Annotated in this window: 22 protein-coding genes; 9 read left to right on the top strand and 13 right to left on the bottom strand. The window is 50.7% G+C overall.

Features of this window, described 5'->3' with window-relative positions; all coding sequences use genetic code 11:
- Nucleotides 1–74: 74 nt before the first annotated feature.
- The 3 genes from CLV36_RS08200 to CLV36_RS08210 all read left to right on the top strand — a co-directional run bounded on the left by CLV36_RS08200 (nt 75) and on the right by CLV36_RS08210 (nt 2222).
- Entirely contained in the window at nt 75–995 is a 921-nt protein-coding gene (locus tag CLV36_RS08200) for a carbohydrate ABC transporter permease (protein ID WP_223247984.1), read from the top strand.
- A 1-nt stretch (nt 996) separates the two neighbouring features.
- Entirely contained in the window at nt 997–1824 is an 828-nt protein-coding gene (locus CLV36_RS08205) for a carbohydrate ABC transporter permease (RefSeq protein ID WP_102993367.1), read from the top strand.
- Nucleotides 1825–1997: 173 nt separating this feature from the next.
- The gene (locus CLV36_RS08210; RefSeq protein WP_102993368.1) at nt 1998–2222 is read left to right on the top strand and encodes a hypothetical protein; all 225 of its coding nucleotides are present in this window, start codon (nt 1998–2000) and stop codon (nt 2220–2222) included.
- A gap of 67 nt (nt 2223–2289) precedes the next feature.
- Here CLV36_RS08210 and CLV36_RS08215 read toward each other — a convergent pair whose 3' ends face one another.
- From CLV36_RS08215 to CLV36_RS08235, 4 genes are all read right to left on the bottom strand, one after another.
- The gene (locus CLV36_RS08215; RefSeq protein WP_181352919.1) at nt 2290–3105 is read right to left on the bottom strand and encodes an undecaprenyl-diphosphate phosphatase; all 816 of its coding nucleotides are present in this window, start codon (nt 3103–3105) and stop codon (nt 2290–2292) included.
- 485 nt (nt 3106–3590) lie between these two features.
- Entirely contained in the window at nt 3591–4496 is a 906-nt protein-coding gene (gene murQ, locus CLV36_RS08225; protein ID WP_281257246.1) for an N-acetylmuramic acid 6-phosphate etherase, read from the bottom strand.
- A 58-nt stretch (nt 4497–4554) separates the two neighbouring features.
- Nucleotides 4555–5796 (bottom strand): (Fe-S)-binding protein, encoded by a 1242-nt coding sequence (locus CLV36_RS08230; protein WP_245888325.1) that lies wholly within the window; start codon nt 5794–5796, stop codon nt 4555–4557.
- Between the two features lie 86 nt (nt 5797–5882).
- On the bottom strand, nt 5883–7319 hold the full coding sequence (locus tag CLV36_RS08235; RefSeq protein WP_106342339.1) for an FAD-binding oxidoreductase: 1437 nt from the start codon (nt 7317–7319) through the stop codon (nt 5883–5885).
- Between the two features lie 303 nt (nt 7320–7622).
- Here CLV36_RS08235 and CLV36_RS08240 point away from each other — a divergent pair, with 303 nt between their 5' ends.
- Nucleotides 7623–8240 carry a LysE/ArgO family amino acid transporter gene (locus tag CLV36_RS08240; RefSeq protein ID WP_102993374.1) on the top strand — a complete coding sequence of 206 codons (618 nt, stop codon included), beginning with the start codon at nt 7623–7625 and terminating at the stop codon, nt 8238–8240.
- 48 nt (nt 8241–8288) lie between these two features.
- Here the strand turns inward: CLV36_RS08240 and CLV36_RS17850 are convergent, their stop codons facing one another.
- Nucleotides 8289–9059: a M23 family metallopeptidase gene (locus tag CLV36_RS17850; protein ID WP_102993375.1), complete on the bottom strand. Its 771-nt coding sequence runs from the start codon at nt 9057–9059 to the stop codon at nt 8289–8291.
- Nucleotides 9060–9403: 344 nt separating this feature from the next.
- Here CLV36_RS17850 and CLV36_RS08250 point away from each other — a divergent pair, with 344 nt between their 5' ends.
- Complete coding sequence (locus tag CLV36_RS08250; RefSeq protein ID WP_102993376.1) at nt 9404–9829, top strand: RrF2 family transcriptional regulator; 426 nt, start codon at nt 9404–9406, stop codon at nt 9827–9829.
- Nucleotides 9830–10019: 190 nt separating this feature from the next.
- The gene (gene trxA / locus CLV36_RS08255; protein ID WP_106342340.1) at nt 10020–10337 is read left to right on the top strand and encodes a thioredoxin; all 318 of its coding nucleotides are present in this window, start codon (nt 10020–10022) and stop codon (nt 10335–10337) included.
- Between the two features lie 379 nt (nt 10338–10716).
- Here trxA and CLV36_RS08260 read toward each other — a convergent pair whose 3' ends face one another.
- The 8 genes from CLV36_RS08260 to CLV36_RS08295 form a co-directional block, all read right to left on the bottom strand.
- On the bottom strand, nt 10717–11484 hold the full coding sequence (locus CLV36_RS08260) for a CAP domain-containing protein (protein WP_245888321.1): 768 nt from the start codon (nt 11482–11484) through the stop codon (nt 10717–10719).
- Between the two features lie 245 nt (nt 11485–11729).
- Nucleotides 11730–12002, bottom strand: coding sequence for a hypothetical protein (locus CLV36_RS08265; RefSeq protein WP_106342342.1), 273 nt, complete (start codon nt 12000–12002; stop codon nt 11730–11732).
- Between the two features lie 91 nt (nt 12003–12093).
- Nucleotides 12094–12726: a response regulator transcription factor gene (locus CLV36_RS08270; protein WP_022737138.1), complete on the bottom strand. Its 633-nt coding sequence runs from the start codon at nt 12724–12726 to the stop codon at nt 12094–12096.
- Complete coding sequence (locus tag CLV36_RS08275) at nt 12723–13787, bottom strand: HAMP domain-containing sensor histidine kinase (RefSeq protein ID WP_106342343.1); 1065 nt, start codon at nt 13785–13787, stop codon at nt 12723–12725. Before CLV36_RS08275 ends, CLV36_RS08270 begins: the two co-directional genes overlap by 4 nt.
- Entirely contained in the window at nt 13784–14494 is a 711-nt protein-coding gene (gene liaF, locus CLV36_RS08280) for a cell wall-active antibiotics response protein LiaF (RefSeq protein ID WP_181352911.1), read from the bottom strand. Before liaF ends, CLV36_RS08275 begins: the two co-directional genes overlap by 4 nt.
- Nucleotides 14495–14753: 259 nt before the next feature.
- Nucleotides 14754–15041, bottom strand: coding sequence for a hypothetical protein (locus CLV36_RS08285; protein ID WP_022737141.1), 288 nt, complete (start codon nt 15039–15041; stop codon nt 14754–14756).
- A 166-nt stretch (nt 15042–15207) separates the two neighbouring features.
- The gene (locus CLV36_RS08290) at nt 15208–15837 is read right to left on the bottom strand and encodes a PspA/IM30 family protein (protein ID WP_181352913.1); all 630 of its coding nucleotides are present in this window, start codon (nt 15835–15837) and stop codon (nt 15208–15210) included.
- A gap of 34 nt (nt 15838–15871) precedes the next feature.
- On the bottom strand, nt 15872–16249 hold the full coding sequence (locus CLV36_RS08295) for a hypothetical protein (RefSeq protein ID WP_106342346.1): 378 nt from the start codon (nt 16247–16249) through the stop codon (nt 15872–15874).
- A 371-nt stretch (nt 16250–16620) separates the two neighbouring features.
- Between CLV36_RS08295 and CLV36_RS08300 the strand changes: the two genes are divergently transcribed.
- From CLV36_RS08300 to CLV36_RS08310, 3 genes are all read left to right on the top strand, one after another.
- Nucleotides 16621–17706, top strand: coding sequence for a nitric oxide synthase oxygenase (locus tag CLV36_RS08300; RefSeq protein WP_106342347.1), 1086 nt, complete (start codon nt 16621–16623; stop codon nt 17704–17706).
- A gap of 487 nt (nt 17707–18193) precedes the next feature.
- Nucleotides 18194–18889 (top strand): iron-containing redox enzyme family protein, encoded by a 696-nt coding sequence (locus CLV36_RS08305; RefSeq protein ID WP_219904894.1) that lies wholly within the window; start codon nt 18194–18196, stop codon nt 18887–18889.
- 78 nt (nt 18890–18967) lie between these two features.
- Nucleotides 18968–20203: an ATP-grasp domain-containing protein gene (locus tag CLV36_RS08310; RefSeq protein WP_181352915.1), complete on the top strand. Its 1236-nt coding sequence runs from the start codon at nt 18968–18970 to the stop codon at nt 20201–20203.

The following is a 20203-nucleotide window of genomic DNA, read 5'->3' on the forward strand; positions in this document are numbered from 1 at the left end:
GAGGAGCGAACAGCCCTCTTCCCTCTTCACACTCTTTGCGCAAAAGCGCCAATGATGGAAGGAGGCGGGCTAAAGTGAGTACCCGTAATAATGCGTGGATCGCATATGTCTTCTTAGCACCTGTGTTCATCGTTATGACCTTGCTCGTTTTTATTCCGCTGGCACAAGGCATCTCGTACAGCTTTACCAACATGAACCAATACAACATGGGCAACCAATTCCTGCCGCCCAGCTATGAATGGATCGGCTTGAAAAACTACAGCGACCTCTTCGGCACCATCTTCCAACCCAAATCCGTCTTCCGTGACGTTTTAGTACAAACTGCGATCTGGACTTTCGTCAACGTGTTTTTCCACTTCACCTTGGGCTTGTTCCTGGCTTTGCTGCTGAATCGCAAGATCAAAGGCAGAGGCATTTACCGGATGTTGCTCATGGTCCCTTGGGCGGTGCCTTCCTTTGTTGGCGCTTTCGCTTGGCAATGGATGTACAACGACAAATACGGCTTGTTTAATTTGGTGCTGAAAAACCTGGGCCTCCCTGCCGTGCCCTGGCTGGGAGACAGCTTCTGGGCGATGTTTTCGGCCATTTTGGTCAATGTTTGGATCGGCATTCCGTTCATGATGGTCACCCTCTTAGGCGGCTTGCAGAGCATCCCGGAGTCGCTATATGAGGCAGCGCGCATCGATGGCGCCACCTGGTGGCAACAGTTGAAAAACATCACGTTGCCCCTGCTGAAACCCGTCGCCGCTACTGCCACCACACTTGGGATCATCTGGACATTTAACATGTTCAACATCATTTATCTGATTACGGGCGGCGGTCCGGTTCACTCCACCGAAATCCTAGTGACCTACGCGTACCGAGAAGCGTTCCGCAATTGGAATTTGGGAATCGCTTCAACCTACGGGGTTGTGATCCTGAGTGTGCTCATCGTCTTCACTCTCTTTTATCGACGCGTGCTAAAAGCCAATGCCAACGAGGGGGTGTATTACTGAGATGCGCCAATCAAACGGATGGGTACACCTGATTTTGATCATTTCCTGCTTTCTCGCCGTGTTTCCAGTTCTCTGGATCTTGGCGACCAGTTTCAAGCCGGAAGCGGAGGTCTTTTCCAGCTCAATCCAATGGATTCCTGAAACCTTCACCTTGGAAAACTACAAGACTGTCTTAACCCGCTCGAATGGAATCTTCCTAACCTGGTTTAAGAACAGCGTCCTGATCGCCCTGTTTACCACCTTGGTCGGCTTGGTCTTGTCGACGACGGCGGCTTACGCCATTTCGCGCTATAAATTCCGCGGGCGAAGCGGCGTGGAACTCAGCGTGTTGATCACGCAGATGTTTCCTGGCGCGCTGCTGATCATCCCGCTCTATCTGATCATCAACAAACTGGGGTTGCTAAACAGTTACTTTGGTATTATCTTGGCTTACTCCACAGTTTCGGTGCCTTTTTGCATCATGAACTTGAAAAGTTTCTTCGACACCATCCCTTATGAGCTAGAAGAAGCGGCCCGGGTAGACGGGTTGTCTCACTTGGGTACCTTTGTGCGGATCGTCCTGCCGCTCTCCTTGCCCGGCCTGGCTGTGACGGCGTTTTATTCCTTCATCACCGCCTGGAATGAATTTTTGATCGCCATCACCTTAATGAATGAAGAAACGATGTACACCTTGCCGATTGGCTTGCAGCAGTTCGTCAATCAATTCAACACCGACTACCACCTGATGGCGGCTGCCGCAATCCTAATCACGTTGCCGGTCTTGTGCTTCTTCCTGTTTGCGCAACGCTACTTGATCTCCGGCATGACCGCCGGTGGCACCAAAGGGTAATTTTCAGCCCAAGACAAGACCAGCAAACAAAGAGTTGAATGTTAAATCCAACCGTTCTAAAACCCCAACCATTGGGGTTCTTTTTTTGTGTCCTTCCTTCTTCTCGGGTATGGCCAAGCACCAACAAACGCCCCCAGAATAGAATAATCATAAATCCATGGGAGGTGCCTATCATGACTCAAAACCAGCCCTATGCACATGAATATGAAGAGCAGCATGCGCCTTATGCGTTTGGGGAGGAATTGATGACGCACAACGCTTGGCCGACGCCCGACGCCCAGACGCAACAATTTTATCCGTTCTTCTTCTTCACCTTTCCGTTCCCGCGTCCCTTTCCGTTTTTCACCGCTCCTTTCTTTCCATATCGGAGACCTTATCGGAGATATAGATATTGGTAATGTCGGCCCAATACAAAAACCACCCCAAGCCTGGCAACCAGGCATCTGAGGTGGTTTTTTGGTATGGTCAAGATACGACAAAGAACAAGATCAACGCCAGCACGATGCGGTAAATGGCAAACGGCACCAGCTTGATTTTGTTGATCAGCTTCAGGAAGTAACGGATTGACAGCAGGGCAAAGATAAAGGCACTCACAAAGCCAGCGATGAAAAACGGCAATGCATCCATTGTGAAATGCTCCCAGTTTTTGAGCAAGGATACGGTGCTAGCCCCCAACATGATCGGTACAGCCATGATGAAGGTGAAATCCGAGGCCGCACGGTGGCTCAAGCCCATCAACACCCCGCCGGAAATGGTCGACCCAGAACGGGAAAAGCCCGGCCACAACACGGCGATGCATTGGAACAACCCGATCCCGATCGCATGCTTGTATGTAATCTGATCCACTGTCTCCACTTTGGGTCGAGCCGGACGGAACCAGTCTGCGGCAATCATCAAAATAGCGCCGCCGATCAAAGAGTAGATAACCAAATTAACAGTAAAGAATTCCTCAATTTTATCTTCAAACAACAGCCCCAAGATGCCAGCCGGCAACAGACCGACAATCACTTGGGTCAATTTGAGGCGACTGCCTTCTCCATCTGTCTTCTTGCCCAGTCCCAGCAGGTCGATAAAGCGGTCTTTCATCACGACGACCACAGCCAGAACCGAACCCAACTGGATGCAGACTTTGAATGTCACCGCCACGTCATGTCCGAATATCTCTTTCGATTTCAACCACAGATCATCGACAATAATCATGTGTCCCGTGGACGAAACCGGGGCAAACTCTGTCAATCCTTCAACAAGCCCCAAGATGATGGCTACGATAATGTCCCACAAGTTCAATTCCTCACCTTTCCTGACACGATGTGTGTGCATTATTCTGTTTCAATTCAAACCTATTCTGATTATAACAGTGTTGCAAGAAGGAAGTTGGTTCAATTTATTGAACCTATGCAGACAAACTCACAATCTGAATCAAGCGGATGCAACAGTCGCAGGAAGATGTGAAAAACCCCAAGAAAGACAAGCACTTTGCTCGCGGCTGGAGGTTGTTGGTAACGCACCTTCCCGTGGAGCTGCTCATCAACGGCTTGTTTCTTATGTATGCTAATTATGCCGCATTGATGAGCACATTCTGTTTCACCCTCCCCACAAAAAATTCGGACCTGTGAATCCATCTGCGTGAAACACCTTTTTCATCAACTTCCCAGCTTATTATCGAATCAAAGATTTAATTGCGCCTTATCTTTTTCTTAAATCATTCTTCATTGTGCATACGAAAGCGAATGAAAAATCGGATGTAAAGCGGCTCCGACGACGAGTCACCGCGCCAGCGAAAGCGCTCGGCGCACATTGCCATTTGCCCGCTCTAGCAACCTGACGGCCCTTTCGTAAGTGGTTTCCGCCTTGATCATGACGATCGCCGTTTTCACTTCATGACGTGCTTGTTCCAATGATTCTTCCGCCCGTTCACGGGAAACGCCTGTCACGGTGCGGATGATTTCGATGGCCCGCTCCTTCAGTTTGCGGTTGCTGATGTTCACATCCACCATTAAGTTTTCGTACACTTTGCCCAGCTTTACCATGGTGGCGGTGGAAATCATATTCAGAACCATCTTCTGCGCCGTTCCCGCCTTCATCCGGGTGGAGCCGGCCAACACCTCCGGCCCCACAACCACTTCAATCGCCTGATCAGCCTCCTGACTGATACGGGCACGCTCATTGCAGGAAAGAGCGACCGTACGAGCGCCAATGCGGCGGGCATACTTCAGCGCGCCGATCACATACGGCGTACGTCCGCTGGCGGCGATCCCCACCACCGTATCCCGATCGGTGAGGCCGATTTCGCGCAAATCCCGCTCGCCCCATTCCTCATTGTCTTCGGCGCCTTCCACCGCTTGGACAAAGGCTTTTTCACCACCGGCCATCAATCCCAATACCGTTTCGGGACTCGTGCTAAACGTAGGCGGGCATTCCACTGCATCCAAGACGCCCAACCGCCCGCTAGTACCGGCTCCCACATAGATCAACCGCCCGCCCAAGCTCAACGACTGCACCGCATACTCCACAGCCACTTGGACATCAGGCAGTACCTTTTGAACAGCCAACGCCACTTTTTGATCTTCTTCATTAATGATGCGCAAAATCTCCAACGTGTCGGCGGAATCCAACCTCATAGACTTTTCATTCCGCGACTCTGTCGTCAACGTGCTTAACCGCTCATTGATTTGCTTCAATCTCGTCCACCCTCCCATGCTTAATCCGTTCCCATGTCATCCCACGTCCTCACAGGGCGCGGTCTAGCAGTTCCATGAGATGTACCGCTTCCATCTTTCCTGTTAGCCCCGCCCGGATGATGCCCTGCCTCATCTGCAACAAACACCCTGGATTAGAAGTCGCGATGAAGTGCGCACCCGTTTTCTTCACAGCTTCCATTTTTGCATCCAATATCTCCATCGATTGGTCAAAATGCGTGATGTTATAAATGCCCGCCGATCCGCAGCATTGATCCGCCTGTTCCAACTCCACCACTTCCACTCCGGGAATGAGGTTGAGCAATTGGCGCGGTTGGCCGCGCACCCCCTGACCATGAGCAAGGTGACAAGAATCTTGGTAAGTGACCCGCGCGCTAAGCTCTTTAGTGAAAGAAAGCGGTGGCAATGCCGCCAACAATTCGCTGGCATCCCGCACCTTGGCCGCAAACGCTTCGGCACGCTTTTGCCAGCTTGGGTCATCCTCAAACCAATGAGGATACTCCTTGAGCGCGGCCCCGCAACCGCCAGCGCTGTTGACGATGAAATCTACCTGGCTTTGTTCAAACGCTTCAATATTCCGCTTCGCCAACTCCACCGCCCACGCCTTCTCCCCAGCATGAGCATGGAGCGCCCCGCAACAAGTCTGGCCGCCGACAAAAACCACCTCACACCCAGCCTTAGCCAACAAACGCGCTGTCGCTTGATTGGTCTCGAAAAACAAGACATCCATCACGCAACCGGTAAAGTAACCAACCGTATACAAGCTCTCCCCTTCCGCCCGCATCCGTTGTTGGCGCTTGCCACGAATAAACGGTGAGGCCACCAGTTCCACCGCCTGTTGCATTTCCGCCAGTGCCCGTGGTAACACCCGGGCCCAACCTGTGCGCGTGGCCAGTCTTTGCAATCCAAGCGCTTGCACCGCCCACAACACCATACCTAAGGCTTTCATCCGGTTCGGGTGGGGAAAGACGTGTTCAAACACCAACCTCCGCAACAAGGAATGCTTGGCTGTCTTTTTGTTCTGATCTTCCACCACCTCGCGCGCCGTTTCGAGCAAGCTACCATAAGAGACGCCCGCTGGGCAAGCCGTCTCGCAAGCGCGGCAACCTAGGCAAGCGTACATGTTTTTGGCAAACTCCGCATCTGCTGGCAATTGCGCTTGCGCTACCCCTTTCATTAAAGCAATCCGGCCGCGTGGGCTGTGCGATTCCAAACCCGTCTGCCGATACGTTGGGCAAGCAGGCAGGCAAAAGCCGCATTGCATGCAGTTCATAATTTCATCCAAATTAAATTTGCCCGCGGTCACAGGCGTCACCTCATCCTGACCGATAGCCAGATCACATGCTTTGTCCGTTTGGTTCATTGTTTGATCACCACCCGCCGGCGGGCACTGTTGGCAAACATTTTGCCCGGATTCATGATGTGGTTGGGGTCAAACGCTTCTTTGATCGCTTTCATCAAGGCAATGCCCCCCTCTCCCACTTGCAAGGGCAGATAATCCCGTTTCGCCAGCCCGATTCCGTGTTCGCCAGAGATCGTCCCGCCCAATCGGAGCGCAGCCAGGAAGATTTCCTCAAAAGCCTGTTCCACGCGGGCAAGCTCTTCTTTGTTCCGTTCATCTGTCAGACAAGTGGGATGCAAGTTGCCATCCCCAGCATGGCCAAACGTGCAGATCTGCACATCGTATTTTTCCGCGATCCGCTCAATCTCTGCAACCATCTCCGCCAAACGGGAACGGGGCACCGTGGCGTCCTCCAGTATGGTGGTAGGCCGCAAACGCGACAACGCCGACAATGCCGCGCGCCGAGCCGCCAGCAGGTTAGCACCCTCTTCGGGCGTCTGAGCCACCCGTACTTGCACCGCCCCTTCTTCCTTGGCGATCTCCGCGATCCGCTCTATATCTCGCTCTACCCATTCTTCCGGACCATCCTGCTCGATGAGCAACATCGCCTTCATTCCCGTCGGCAAACCCAGCTTCGCAAATTCATCCACTACCCGCATCGTGGCCTGGTCGAGAAACTCCATCGTCGCCGGGATAATTTTGGCAGCGATCACCCGCTCGACCGTCCGCGCGGCATCTCCTAGGCTAGCGTAATAAGCTGCCATGGTCCGTTTCGCTTCCGGCAGCGGAAGCAATTTGAGCGTCAACTGTGTGATGACGGCCAACGTCCCCTCCGACCCAGCCAATAGGCGCGTCATATCATATCCGGCCACATCTTTGACGTTTTTACCGCCGGCACGCAACACTTCGCCCGACGGCAAAACATATTCCAACCCCATCAGGTAGTCCTTGGTGACCCCATACTTCAATCCTCTCATCCCTCCTGCGCACTGAGCCACATTTCCGCCCACCGTGGAAATGCGCATACTGCCCGGATCAGGCGGGTAAAACAAGCCTTCCGCTTCCACCGCTTGGTGGAGATCAGCCGTCACCACACCTGGTTCCACCGTCACTGTCAGATTCTCGCGATCAATCTCCACAATCCGGTTAAACCGTTGCATATTCAGCACAATCCCTCCCGCCGTCGGTACCGTGCCTGCCGCCAAGTTGGTACCCGAACCGCGCGTCGTGACAGGGATCCGGTGTTCATTGGCGATCTTCAGGATTTTCGATACCTCTGCAGTGGTTTGCGGCATGATCACTGCGTCCGGCATCGCCTGGAAAATCGGTGTGGCATCATATGAGTAAACATATCTTTCATTCAAGCTGTCCAAAAACCGCTCTTCACCCACGACCGCGATCAAGCGCCGCTTCACATCCGGAGCCAGCTTCCCTTCAAGTCTGTCCGCATTCATCCCAAACCCCTCCTCGCGCATAAAATGAGATGGATTGCTTCCTCACCCTAAGTTATTCCTCTACCCACGCGCAAACTCCTGGAACGAAGATGCGCCGGCGCCCGAAGCACTTGGGCCAATGTTCGCCATGCCCCCTTGAAAACGAGCTATCACACCCAAGCCAACCCGAAAATTTTTATTTAACATGTCATTTCATATAAAATAAATATTATATCTATTTCGTTTTTCCATCACATTGGTTTTAATAACACTCACCACACGCCCGGGAGCCGAGTTTAGCTTAACCAAGTGGAGGTGCCAACGATGATTCAAGCTCTGATCCATGGCGCGCTTCTCGCCTTTGGCCTCATTTTACCCTTGGGCGCGCAAAATGTGTTCGTATTCAACCAAGGTGCTACCCAAACGCATTTTCGCCGGGCCTTGCCCGTCATCTTGACTGCGTCGTTGTGCGACACATTGCTCATCACCTTGGCGGTGCTGGGCGTCTCCGTTCTCATCCTTACAGTCAGCTGGTTGCAAATCGTTTTATTCTCGATCGGCATCTTGTTCTTACTCTACATGGGTTGGTCCATCTGGCGGGCAGAAACAGGCCCGGCTGAAAAACATGCAGAGCAGATGTCGACCAAGCAACAGATTTCCTTTGCCGCTTCTGTATCCTTATTAAATCCCCATGCGATCTTGGACACGATTGGGGTGATCGGCACCAGTTCCATCCAATATCAAGGAATGGAGAAATGGGCTTTTAGCCTCGCCTGTATCTCCGTTTCCTGGTTGTGGTTTTTCGGATTAGGCCTGTGTGGAAGGTGGGTTGGCCAACTGGATGCGTCGGGCAGAGTTCTAGGCTTCATCAACAAGATTTCCGCCTTGATCATTTGGGGCGTGGCTGTCTATATGATCCTTCACCTCACCAACCCAAATTAGTTGCAAAGCAAAGCGCCAATCCGCGGATTGGCGCTTCAACTTCACCCATTAACTACAAGTGGGAGCCACTTGCCCATCTGAACCGGTGTAAACATACGTATCGGAAATATAGCCTGTACCAATGTAATCCCACAAGTTACTGGTGCCATATGTTCCCGTCACGGTTTCTCCCCGTTTTTGGCACTTGATGGTGACTTTTTGCCCATCAGCCACAGAGCCAACAATGGCATAGTTGGTTCCCGGGCCGGAACGCACATTGACCGAAACGCCGCTGTTCGTGTTCACCGTGCCAGTAACTCCGCCCGTGCTACAACTGTTCTTGCTGGTGTAATTTTTGGTGCCGAAGTAGTAAATTTGCGACCCGTTCCACACGATTTTTTGCGGGGACCCGTTCAGGCGTTGCTCATAATGCAAGTGCGGCCCCGTCGATCCCCCCGTTGAACCGACCGTTCCGATTTTTTGTCCTTGTGACACCGATTGCCCAACACTGACACTAAACGCGTTGAGATGCGCGTACAGGGTCGTCCATCCGCTTCCGTGATCAATCACCACGTACTTGCCGTAACTGGTCGAGCCCAAATCGCGCACGGTAGTCACCTTGCCCGCGGCAGACGCGACAACCGGGTCTCCCAAATCATCGGCCCGATTCAAATCAACCGAGTTCTGAGGATTATGATTGGTACGCGTCTGTCCTTCCCAAACTTGGCCACAAGGGAACGGCATTTGAAAAGCCGGAGCGGCGAGAGCGCTTTGCGGAAAAAATGTAACAACAACCGACAATAGCAGGGTCAACAATGAAAACCGCACGATGTGATTCATCACAGCATCTCCTCCAAACGATGATTGCCAAACCCATTTCTCCTAGCCGGGAAAGGATTTGTCATTTTTGCTGTTCGCGAAATGCCCTAAACAATTATGTCCTTTTTCGCCACCATTTGCTCTCCTGTTACGAATAAACCGTCCCTACTTTTCTTTTGCCCCATCTCCTCCTTTGTTGGCACAAGATAAAGAGAAAACGCATATATAATTATTCAAAAGAAACATAATTCCCTCTATTAAAACCGGTAAAAATAACATTAAATTTGTGAATTTTCCTGCCACCCTCGTTTGACAAAGCCAAATGTAACTGTTATGATTACATTTACCCGAGGAGGATGGCTGCATTGAACAGTGAATTTCACATCGCCGTACACAGTCTGGTCTTTTTGGCCTATCTGCCCTCGCGCATGGCTTCCAGTGAATTGCTCGCCTCCAATATCTGCACCAATCCCGTGCGGATCAGGAAAGTGATGAACCTGTTGAAAACAGCTGGCTTGGTCGACGTGCAAAAAGGAACGGGCGGCGGATACATTTTACGTGGCAATCCCCGCCAGATCACATTGGGATCGATCTACCGCCTGACATCTGCAGGCTCGCTGGTTTCTGACTGGCGCTCCGGCGACCCGACCATGGATTGCATCGTCGCCTCGCAAATCGGCCAAGTGATGAGTCACATCTTCGAGGGCGCAGAGGAGCAATTCGAACGCCATTTGGATCAGTACACGATCCAGGACCTACTCAACCAAATGCAAATGAATAAAAGAAATTAGGGGGCGTGTCTAGGTAGCACATATTCCCGCTTTTCCATGCGATAGCTTGGTTTGCCAGACACGCTCTGGACCCCTCATTCACTTTGAATCATTTGTGGGTTTGCGGCCCTTTGTTTCGGGTAAAGTGTAACTGATACAGTTACAATTCAATATTTCTTTATCACATCAATTAAAAGGGAAGTGACACCTGATGTCTGTAATCAACATTAATGATGCCACGTTTGAGCAAACCTTGAAAAGCGCCCCCTTGGTGCTCGTCGACTTCTGGGCTCCGTGGTGCGGCCCATGCAGAGCCTTGGCCCCGATCTTGGATGAATTGGCGGCTGAATTGCAAGGCCAAGTCGTCATCGCCAAGCTGAATGTAGATGAAAATCCGCAAACGGCTGCCAACTTCGGGATCAGAAGCATTCCGGCCCTGAAGCTGTTCAAAAATGGCAACGAAGTGGATTCACGTGTCGGTTTGCAATCACTGGAAGAGCTGAAAAAACTGGTTCTCCAACATCAATAACATCCCCTTCAAGACCGGCAACGCCTTCCCTATCGGACCGTTGCCGGTCTTTTGGCTATGTTTTAGCACCCGTATATAAAACCAATTCTTTTTTTATAGTAAAAATACCGATTCGAAATGGTATAATGACAGTAAATACCTAGGAATCCCATCACGCTTCCCCATTTCGCATCGCACTATCACCCATGCTAGTTTTCTTTGCCTATCACTTTGAAGGAGGGAGCGCGCATGGTTCGTCCACAATTGTCCAAATGTTCCAAATGCGGCAAAGACGAGTGCGAGTGCTGACTGGGTAACCTTCTAAACAGCCAAGCGACAGCCCAACAGGGGCTGTCGTTTGGCTGTTGTATATATTGTATATCATTAACACCCACTTGGATTATTTAGCGATAAATTGCTGAGTCCAATAGCATCCGTAAGAACCGCCTTTGACATATCCGACACCAATATGCGTGTAATCCGGATTCAAGATGTTGGCACGGTGTCCATCGGAATTCATCCAGCTCTCCATCACTTTCTCGGCCGTGGTTTGCCCGGCGGCGATATTTTCTCCCGCCATCCGGTATTTCACCCCGAACCGCTTCAACATATCAAACGGCGAACCGTAAGTGGGCGAATCATGGCTGAAGTAATTATTTTCTTTCATGTCTTCTGATTTTTTGCGAGCGACGCGAGATACGCTTTCGCTAATCTCCAATTTGCGCAATCCCCGTTGTTGCCGCTCTTTATTTACCAGTGCAACAACTTCTTTTTCAATTGCCAACATCGCGGACTGGGATTTGTCAGCGACGGATTGGTTAGGCTTGTCATCAGCTTGATTCGTTGTTCGTTTGCTTGTGCTCTTCTCCCGGTCGGTGCTTTCTGCTCTCTTTTCCTGTTTGGACGGAGATGGTGCGGATGGCTTGGCTTCTTCTTTTATCTCTGGTTTTGTTTGCTTCTCAACTTGTTCGCTTGGTTTCTCCGCTTTTTCCAGGGAAGGCGGTTCCTCCATAGCCACCGTCACATCATTGGTTTCCGTTACAGGCTCAGCTTCTGGAACAGGCTTGGCAACGGACTTGGTCTCTGTCTCGGTTGACTTCGCTTCTGGCGCACAGCCGGTTAGCGCAACTAACACAGCTAAACCCAGAGTGGACATGGCTAGGCGCATCATTGACCTCCTAAAGCAAAATATTCTTATATGAATGAGTATAGCTCAAACAACAAAGTGACAACGGTGTGAAATATGCAATTTCATTGAAAGATGGAAAACTAAAATCAAGGCGATTCCATGTTACATATCCATGCTTCGCAAAAGAGCTACTCTAAACCTCGCCAACCGCTCCCACTCTCTTGTTAAAAAAACAGCACAGGTCAAATCTCGACTCTGTGCTGGCTGGGCTGTACCAAACGCCCTCATGATTTCTTCCGCTCTTCAATTTGACGCAACAACATCTGCGCCTTAAAATAATACAAATTTCGCCGCACTTGCCCCGCATCCGGTTTTTCCGAAGACTCTCCCACATTCGGGTCGATTTGCTTCAATTGGTGGCAAATCAAATTCAAGGCGATCTTTTGCCGCTGGAGGGTGAGCCATTTTGGCTTCTCCCCTTCTTGGTTTAACTGGGCTTCAATCCGCTCCAACTCCCGATTCACTTGCTGCAGAAAAAGGTCCTCACCGATAATCATCATGTGTCTCCCTTGCGATGTTTTTGTCCTATATATATTAACCTTTTATTGATGCAAAGTGAATGCGAAAAAAGACCGGATCTAATATCCCTTAGGGCACCAAGCGGTTGCGGTGGGCGTAGATAGCCGCTTGGGTGCGGTCTTCCACTTCCAGTTTAGAAAAGATGTGGGTGACGTGGGTTTTCACTGTTTTCACGGTGATGTGGAGCAGATCGGCAATCTCCTGGTTCGTCTTCCCTTCCGCGATCAAGCGGAGTACCTCTATTTCCCGGGCGGTCAGGGATTCATGCGGCTTGCTTTCTTCCGCGCGCCGCATTTTGGACAGCATCTTGCCAGTCACTTTGGCCTCCAAGACCGGTTCCCCCTTCATCGCCGCCCTGACCGCCTCGGCGATTTCATGCGCCTTGGATGTTTTTAACAAATAACTAAAAGCGCCGGCCTCAAGCACAGGATACAACTTGTCATCATCAATAAAGCTGGTCAGCACAATGATCTTCGGATTCTCCATGACGCGGCAGATCTCCTTGGTAGCCTCGATTCCATCCATCACATCCATGACCAGATCCATCAAAATCACATCTGGCTGGGTCTCTTGTGCCAGCCGAACGGCCTCGAGGCCATTGGCTGCTTCCGCGACAATCGTGATGTCCGGCATGACCGACAAATAGGAAGCCAAACCCATCCGCACCATCTCATGGTCATCCACGATCATGACTCGAATCACGCTTTCTCCCCCTCTCCATCAACCACAATGGGCACTTTCACTTCGATTTGGGTCCCTTTGCCCGGCACGGAAATCACTTCAGCGATGCCCCCGATTTCACTGGCCCGCTCCTGAATGGACTGCAAACCGTATGAAGAGGACTTCACTTTGGACATATCGAAACCCACGCCGTTGTCAATCATCCGCAAATGGACATGGCGTCCCCGGAACACCAAACGCACGGTGACTGACGTCGCTTGCGCGTGGCGAAACACATTGGACAACCCTTCTTGCACAATCCGAAACAAATGATCCTCTACTCCTTTGGGCAAGCGAGGCAAATCCCCTACTTCCCAGTGCAACGAAGCGGGATGCTTGGCGCCAAACTCCTCAAGCAACTCCGCCAATCCCTCTTTCAGCCCTTTGCCCTCCAGAGTTACCGGGCGCAATTGCAACAACAGCGCACGCATCTCGTTTTGGGCAATCCCGGCCATTTTCTCAATCATCGCAATTTGCTTGCCCACCGAGTCCTCCGCTTCAGGCAAGGTTTCTTTCATCGCCGAAGCCATCAAGGAGATGGCAAAAAGCTGTTGACTGACAGCGTCGTGCAACTCCCGTGCCAACCTTTGCCGCTCTTCGGAGATAACCGCTTGTTTCTGGGCTTCTACCCATTCCGCTTTCTCCGTAGATAATTTTTGCAATGAGGCGACTTGCTTTTCAATCCGTTCTGCCATCTGATTGAGCCGGGTTCCCACCAAGCCGATTTCATCTTCCCCAAGATCGGGCAGGCGATAGGAGAAATTACCTCGCTCAAAGCGCAGAATGGCCTCAATCAAGCGGGACAGCCTCCGTTTAATCGCATACCCGTAGAGAAAGCCAGCGCAAGCGCCCACAAGCAGAACCAAAACAAACGCCACCAACAAAACAGGCACTTTCGACAACTTGGTTGTCCACAGCGTTTCCCAACCCAAGCGATAGGCATTGAGAAACACGGTCAGCAACAAGAAGGCCAAAACGGCGCAAACCCAGATGGTATACTGTGTCATGCGCCAGTGGATGTTGGTCGGTCGGTTTCCGTTCATAATTGCCTCACGCCCACGTCCCCTACCAACAGGGAAATGCTGATTTTCACTTTCCGCCTAGCTTGCTCATATCCTTTGGTCTCCAACATGATTTGGCGGTTGACGCCTCCTTGGTGGTGGCCTAGAATATCCAGATAGCCGGCGCTAACGGTTGCGGCAACAGACACATCTAGGTCATCTGGGACATAAATGTCCACATCTCCGATAAGCCCGCTGATCACGATCGCACTTTCCCCTTCGGGAATGATCGCTTTTGACAAATCCAATTTGATATCGTTAACCACGGCGGACCGATTGAGATCAACCAAGTCATAACGCAGATTCATCAAGTGCAGGGTTCCCGCCATTGCATTGGGGGAGCCGGATTTCTTTACGATCAAATCAGCCGGCGGCACATGGGCACCTCCATCCATTTCCGGCGTCTCCTCTTGGCTACGGCCAGTGAACAGGCGGTAGCCGAAAAAGACCAGCAGGATGGAGAAGGCAATCCATCCCCACTCCACTTCAGCAAGGTGACTGATAAATACAACCGCGGATAAAAGCAAGAAGCCATAACCCCATTTGCGGCGGTGATTGCGCAACAAAATAATCCCGATGATAAATAAAACCAATGAACCGACAAAAAACCAATCAGTCAACCCCCATAAAATCAAAGCCCCGGCACCCAAGATAATCCATCCCGCCAACCTGTTTTGAAACAGGCGCACAATGCTCCCCCCTTCATTCCCGTATGGCCGAGTGCTCAATGCACACGGATCTTGCCGCTCAGATTCTCCAACATGATGGCATGTCTCCTCTATTCGTTGGTCGCACTTCCATCCTGTTTGTTTTCGGTTATGCGTATAGGCATACTTCACACCACCATGGGCCATCCTCCGTAACCACCAACGAACATCCCGCTTATTTTCAGGGATCATATCCTTCTATTATGGACGAAGAGCCCCAGCCTTGAAAACAGGGCAACGGTCAATCCCGGATCATGCGCCATCCCCAATACAAGCATGCCGCGCCAAAGCAAAAGCCGATTAAAAAAGGGACCCCGGGCAAAAACAGAAGGATACCGAAAAGAAAAGTAAACAGTCCCACCCGTTTTTCCTCCGTCGATTCCGCCCTTTTCATCAAGCTGACACCAATAACGATCACGGCCCCAGCAAGCAAAGAGCCCGCTATGCCATCGGGAATACCATTCATGAACGCCAGCGCCCCAAGAATCATGAAAAACAAGCCAGCCTGCTTTTTTTTGTCCCGCTTCATCTTTCCCCACCTTTATCAGTTATGTTCCCATTGCCCTAAGACCTCTTCTTGGTAAAACGTATCATAAAACCACCTCATGCCCGAGCCCTGACCGGGCAAACCAACAGCCAACGCACAAAAGACTCCGGATTCGGACGGAGTCTTTTGTGCGCGTGCCCTCTTGTTCTTATGAACTCCCTTCAGCCGGATTAAGAGCGATCTGCGCGGCGGATGACGATGCCGGAATCAGCTTGGCCTCCGTGGGATTCTCACCAGCTAGCTCTCGCGTCTTAATCTCCATTTCCACAATGCGCTGGAACTCTTTCAGCAAGGTGTCAGAGGTGGTGAAATGAAGCATGGCTTGAACGCGCTGATTCGCTTTAGCCATCTCAGCGCGGGCCACCAATTCATTTTTCTTGTCTTTCAGATCAAGATATTTTTTCTCCAGTTGGCTCACTCGGTGCCGTAAGGCTTCTGTCTGCGTGGTGGATTTTTGCGCATATCCTTCGTATTCTATCACTTTTTCCCGATAGTATTCTTCTTCCGCCAAGGCTCTGTTCGCCAACTCTTCTTCTCCCGCTTCCTTGGCGATTCTGGCCTGTTCTGCACGCTTTTCAGCCAGCTTGTTCGCATCACTCGCTTGCCGGCGGTATTGTTCAGTCAGCAACTGTTGTTTGGCAAGCATCGCTTTGCCCGCGGAAATCTCCTTTTCAATGTTGCGCAGATGCCGTTTAAGCATTGCTTCTGGCTTGTCCGCATCATTGATGATTTCATGGTAGGTCGCCACCAAGTAATCCCAAATTCGTTGCAAAGACATAAGCCATTCCCCCTCATGATGATGTGATTTTATGCTATTGTTTGTTTTGTTTATCCATAAACGCACGCCAATCGGCATCAAAAGAAGTATCGTTTGTCGGCGTTCTTGGAGCGGTCACCTTCTCCAAGGAGATGGAGAGACCCCCGTTAAACACCTTCCATCCCAGATAAAAGAGCACTCCGCCAATCAATAAACCGACCACCGAGGGGAACCATCTGAATAACAATAGCGCCGCCACCCCCATCACTAGTACGGCTACTACCTTTTGCCCTTCAGTGGTTGCCCGTTTCCACCGTTTCAATCCGTATACCATGAGGGCACCCGTCAACAACAAGACGAGCAAGCCGCCAATGTCATCGAGACAGATAGCGATCCCGATGAGTAACAACAACCCTCCAAACAATTTTTTCATCTGTTTCCCTCCCTTGCACCTGCTCGACTCCATCATACCGAAGCGTCCTTGTGCACAACACGACCCTGAGTGCCATTTTGGACTACGACTTGAGTCGGAGGGGCGCTTGCGACCATAGCGCGATTCCCTCTCAAACCGGCATTCCGCTTTAGGCTCTTAATATGTATCTCTCCAATCCACCAGCATCACCGTCGCATTGCCAGCTGACCAACTCTCAAACCTTCTATGCACCATCTGCTTTGCCAAAACAAACCGGCTCTTTTTTATCACCAAAAGAAACTGATATGATGGACATGCATTTCATATCACCGATTAGGTAACCATTTGATCAAACCTACATTGTGTTTATTTAGGAGGACGCTCATTTTCATATGAACAACGCGCTACATCATGCGGCAGAACAATTCATCCAGACTTGCTACCAGGAACTGGGCAAACCAGCAACCGAAACACAGGCGAGACTGAAAGAAGTGAAACGGCACATTGACCGGTTCGGCTATTATGAACACACAGACGAAGAATTGGCGCATGGCGCCAAAGTGGCCTGGCGCAATGCCAACCGATGCATCGGTCGCCTGTTCTGGAATCGCCTAAACGTGATCGACGCCCGTCATCTCCAAAAAGAGGCGGATGTGTTTCAAGCCTTGCTCAATCACATTGAAATAGGCACCAACGGCGGAGAAATCATCCCCACCATCACCATCTTCCAACCAGAAATAAATCAAGTCGCCCCTGTGCGTATCTGGAATCATCAACTCATCCGCTATGCGGGATATGACACACCTTCCGGCATCGTTGGTGACCCTTCATCCCTGACTTTCACTCGCGCTTGCCAATCCTTGGGATGGCGCGGAGCAGGCACGCATTTCGACCCGTTGCCCCTCGTCGTCCAACTGAACGGGCAAACGCCGCGGTGGCTGCAGATACCACGGGAACTCATCTTAGAAGTGCCGATCCTTCATCCGCTCCACGACTTATTTGGCGAGTTGGAGGTCAAATGGTACGCCGTGCCAATCATCGCGGACATGCGTTTGGAAATCGGAGGGATCAACTACCCGGCAGCTCCGTTTAATGGTTGGTACATGGGCACAGAGATTGGAGCGCGAAATCTGGCAGATGAAGCGCGCTACAACTTGCTTCCGCGCATCGCGGCCAACCTTGGTTTGGACACGCGTTCCCACGCCTCCTTATGGAAAGACCGGGCCTTGGTTGAGTTGAATATCGCCGTGTTGCACTCCTTCAAACGCCACGGAGTGACCATCGTGGATCACCACACAGCCGCCCAACAGTTTAAAGCCTTTGAAAAAAACGAAGAAAAAGCTGGACGGGACTTGACCGGAGACTGGACTTGGCTGATCCCGCCCCTATCTCCCGCAACCACCCACATCTTCCACCGAACCTACGAAAATGCGATTGTTTCACCCAATTTTTTCTATCAACAGCCGCCTTATCTCTAATAAGGCGGTTAAATCTTGTTGTAAGGAGTCCTGGAACCAACACACAGGGCAGGCGCATGATCAAATAGTAAAATTTTAAATTTATATTCTAAATCAAACAAAAACACCTTCGTTCACAGCCCGTCATCAGTAAATGATCAGTTTTTAAAAAAACATAAAATCAATAAATGACAGAAATAACTTTCTAACCATTCTAGGGCGTGTCTGATGAATAGACCAGCGACTCCAAAGCCATTTTCTCATTCGCTTCACGCGTTGCGAGGCGCTCCTCGAGAAAATGTTTTTCCGCCGCTTCTTCCCCACACATCTTGATTTGCCAGACACATCCTAGCATCACTCATTCAATTCACAATAAAAATAATGAATGTACATATAATTAAATTTTATATATAACTGATTCGACTAAATTTATTGAATATTTTATCGGCGGGTGATATATTGTACTTGTGAATCCAAACATCATGAAAAGAAGGGTGGATGCCAAACCATGGCCGTAACAACGGGTATTCCGACAAGAGAAGAAATGGAAAGCATCGCTAAGGAAGAAATGGAGAAGTTGTTTGAGACTGTTCCGATGACCAAAGAGTTTCACGCCGGACAAGCTATCGATCGGGAATATTACAAGCGTCACCTGATGGAAACGATCATTCGCATCGGACTGAACAATGAAGTCGACTCCTACTGCTTGTACAAAATCGGCTACAGCGACAACAAACTAGCGCAACTCCTCTCCACTTACCTCGCGGAAGAATTCGGCCATGACAACCTGTTCCTATCCGACCTGGAGAAATTCGGCGTGACCAGGGAAGAAGTGAAAAACACTCCCCCGCTCTTTTCTACCCAATTGCTGATCGGCTACATGTACTATTCCATCGACAAAGACGGCCCCATGCCCACCATGGTGTGGAACTGGTTCGTCGAATGGTATTCCGACCAGTACAACATGAACATCGCCAAAAAAGCCGCTGACGAATACGGTACAGAATATGTGAAGGGCTCCATGGCCCACCTGGGCGTGGATGAGCACGAAGATCACGTCGGGCTCATGTATCAAACAGTCGAGCGGGTGATGAAAACCCCAGAAGACGGTGAAAAAGCAAAAGATTATCTGCGCAAATTCATCCACCTCATCAGCATGTACTTCCAAGAGCTGCATGACACAACAATTGGCCAAAACGCTTAAAGCAAACCCAAGGGAGAAAATGTTCTTCATTTTCTCCCTTCTATATAATCCCCACATATTGAAAGGATGAGAAAGGCAATGAACGTGGTAATATTAGAGCCTGTTTCTTCGGGATGGAAGCTGATCCCCAAAGCGAAAGAGTTGAACCACACCGTGATTGTTCTGACCTATGACCAAGGGGAACGGATCATTCCCGCCGAGTTTCTGCGACTGGCCGACCGGATTGAGCGCGTTGACACAAACGACGACCAGGCAGTGATAGACCTAGCATGGAAACTGGATAAAGAACTGGGTATTGATGCGGTCATTCCCGGATTTGAGTATTATGTCCCCCTGAGTAACCGGATTAACCACTTGTTGGGCAATGCGGGATTAAATCCTGAAGTGGTCGATCACCTGCGATACAAGGATTTGATGCGAACTGCCCTTGCCGATGCTGGAGTGCGTGTCCCACGCTACCGCTTGGTGACTGACGCAGAGGAACTGGAAGCAGCGGCGGCGTATGTCGGCTTTCCCCTGGTCGCCAAACCGGTCGACTGCTCGGGAAGCTTCAACGTGCGAAAAGCGGACAACCACTCGGAATTGGAAGAAGCCTACCGGCGCATCGCAGAAATGGAGGTTAACGATTTGGAACAGACGGCGCGCGGGGATGTGCTGCTTGAAGAATATTTGCAAGGGCCGGAATACAGTGTGGAAGGCTTGGTAGCAGGGGAAACGATTCACTATTTCAGCATCACCGAAAAACTGCTGGGTCCGGAGCCTTACTTTGTGGAAGTGGGCCATATCGTCAGCGCTCCCTTGGACGCAGAAGCCGAAAAGAACATCCATCATTACGTAAGCCAAGTCATCAAAGCACTTGGCATCAACATGGGTCCATTCCACGCTGAAATCCGCCTGACGTCAACAGGGCCCGTCTTGATCGAAATCGGGGTTCGCTTGGCTGGAGATTACATCTGCGATTTGATTTATCATGCCAAAGGGATCGACCTGTACAAGCTGATGATAGACAGTTACTTGGGCAACCCTTTGTCACTGCCGGAGCAAACCGCCCAGCGGGTGGCGGGAGTCCGCTTCTTCGTTCGCGAAAATCTCAAACGCTACGACACGGTGGAAGGGTTGGAGCAACTTCGCGCCCTTGACGGCCTCATTGACTGCAACCTCACCATCCCGACAGGCCAGGAGATTCCAGAAGCGAACAGTTTCATGGGCAGAATCGGATTTTTTGCCGTGGTTGGCGACGACTATGATCGCCTGAAAGAAACCTTGTTGCAAGGCGACCGTCAAATCAAATTTAAGCAGCTCACCAAAAAATAG

Source organism: Laceyella sediminis (assembly GCF_003003125.1).
GTDB classification, from domain to species: Bacteria; Bacillota; Bacilli; order Thermoactinomycetales; family Thermoactinomycetaceae; genus Laceyella; species Laceyella tengchongensis.

What these genes read in the sequence shown, in the direction of transcription:
- CLV36_RS08205 (WP_102993367.1), top strand. Translation starts at nt 997, where the DNA reads ATGCGCCAATCAAACGGATGGGTACACCTGATTTTGATCATTTCCTGC.
- CLV36_RS08210 (WP_102993368.1), top strand. Translation starts at nt 1,998, where the DNA reads ATGACTCAAAACCAGCCCTATGCACATGAATATGAAGAGCAGCATGCG.
- CLV36_RS08230 (WP_245888325.1), bottom strand. Translation starts at nt 5,796, where the DNA reads ATGAACTGCATGCAATGCGGCTTTTGCCTGCCTGCTTGCCCAACGTAT.
- CLV36_RS08235 (WP_106342339.1), bottom strand. Translation starts at nt 7,319, where the DNA reads ATGAATGCGGACAGACTTGAAGGGAAGCTGGCTCCGGATGTGAAGCGG.
- CLV36_RS08240 (WP_102993374.1), top strand. Translation starts at nt 7,623, where the DNA reads ATGATTCAAGCTCTGATCCATGGCGCGCTTCTCGCCTTTGGCCTCATT.
- CLV36_RS17850 (WP_102993375.1), bottom strand. Translation starts at nt 9,059, where the DNA reads ATGAATCACATCGTGCGGTTTTCATTGTTGACCCTGCTATTGTCGGTT.
- trxA (WP_106342340.1), top strand. Translation starts at nt 10,020, where the DNA reads ATGTCTGTAATCAACATTAATGATGCCACGTTTGAGCAAACCTTGAAA.
- CLV36_RS08260 (WP_245888321.1), bottom strand. Translation starts at nt 11,484, where the DNA reads ATGCGCCTAGCCATGTCCACTCTGGGTTTAGCTGTGTTAGTTGCGCTA.
- CLV36_RS08265 (WP_106342342.1), bottom strand. Translation starts at nt 12,002, where the DNA reads ATGATTATCGGTGAGGACCTTTTTCTGCAGCAAGTGAATCGGGAGTTG.
- CLV36_RS08275 (WP_106342343.1), bottom strand. Translation starts at nt 13,787, where the DNA reads ATGAACGGAAACCGACCGACCAACATCCACTGGCGCATGACACAGTAT.
- CLV36_RS08285 (WP_022737141.1), bottom strand. Translation starts at nt 15,041, where the DNA reads ATGAAGCGGGACAAAAAAAAGCAGGCTGGCTTGTTTTTCATGATTCTT.
- CLV36_RS08290 (WP_181352913.1), bottom strand. Translation starts at nt 15,837, where the DNA reads ATGTCTTTGCAACGAATTTGGGATTACTTGGTGGCGACCTACCATGAA.
- CLV36_RS08295 (WP_106342346.1), bottom strand. Translation starts at nt 16,249, where the DNA reads ATGAAAAAATTGTTTGGAGGGTTGTTGTTACTCATCGGGATCGCTATC.
- CLV36_RS08300 (WP_106342347.1), top strand. Translation starts at nt 16,621, where the DNA reads ATGAACAACGCGCTACATCATGCGGCAGAACAATTCATCCAGACTTGC.
- CLV36_RS08305 (WP_219904894.1), top strand. Translation starts at nt 18,194, where the DNA reads ATGGCCGTAACAACGGGTATTCCGACAAGAGAAGAAATGGAAAGCATC.
- CLV36_RS08310 (WP_181352915.1), top strand. Translation starts at nt 18,968, where the DNA reads ATGAACGTGGTAATATTAGAGCCTGTTTCTTCGGGATGGAAGCTGATC.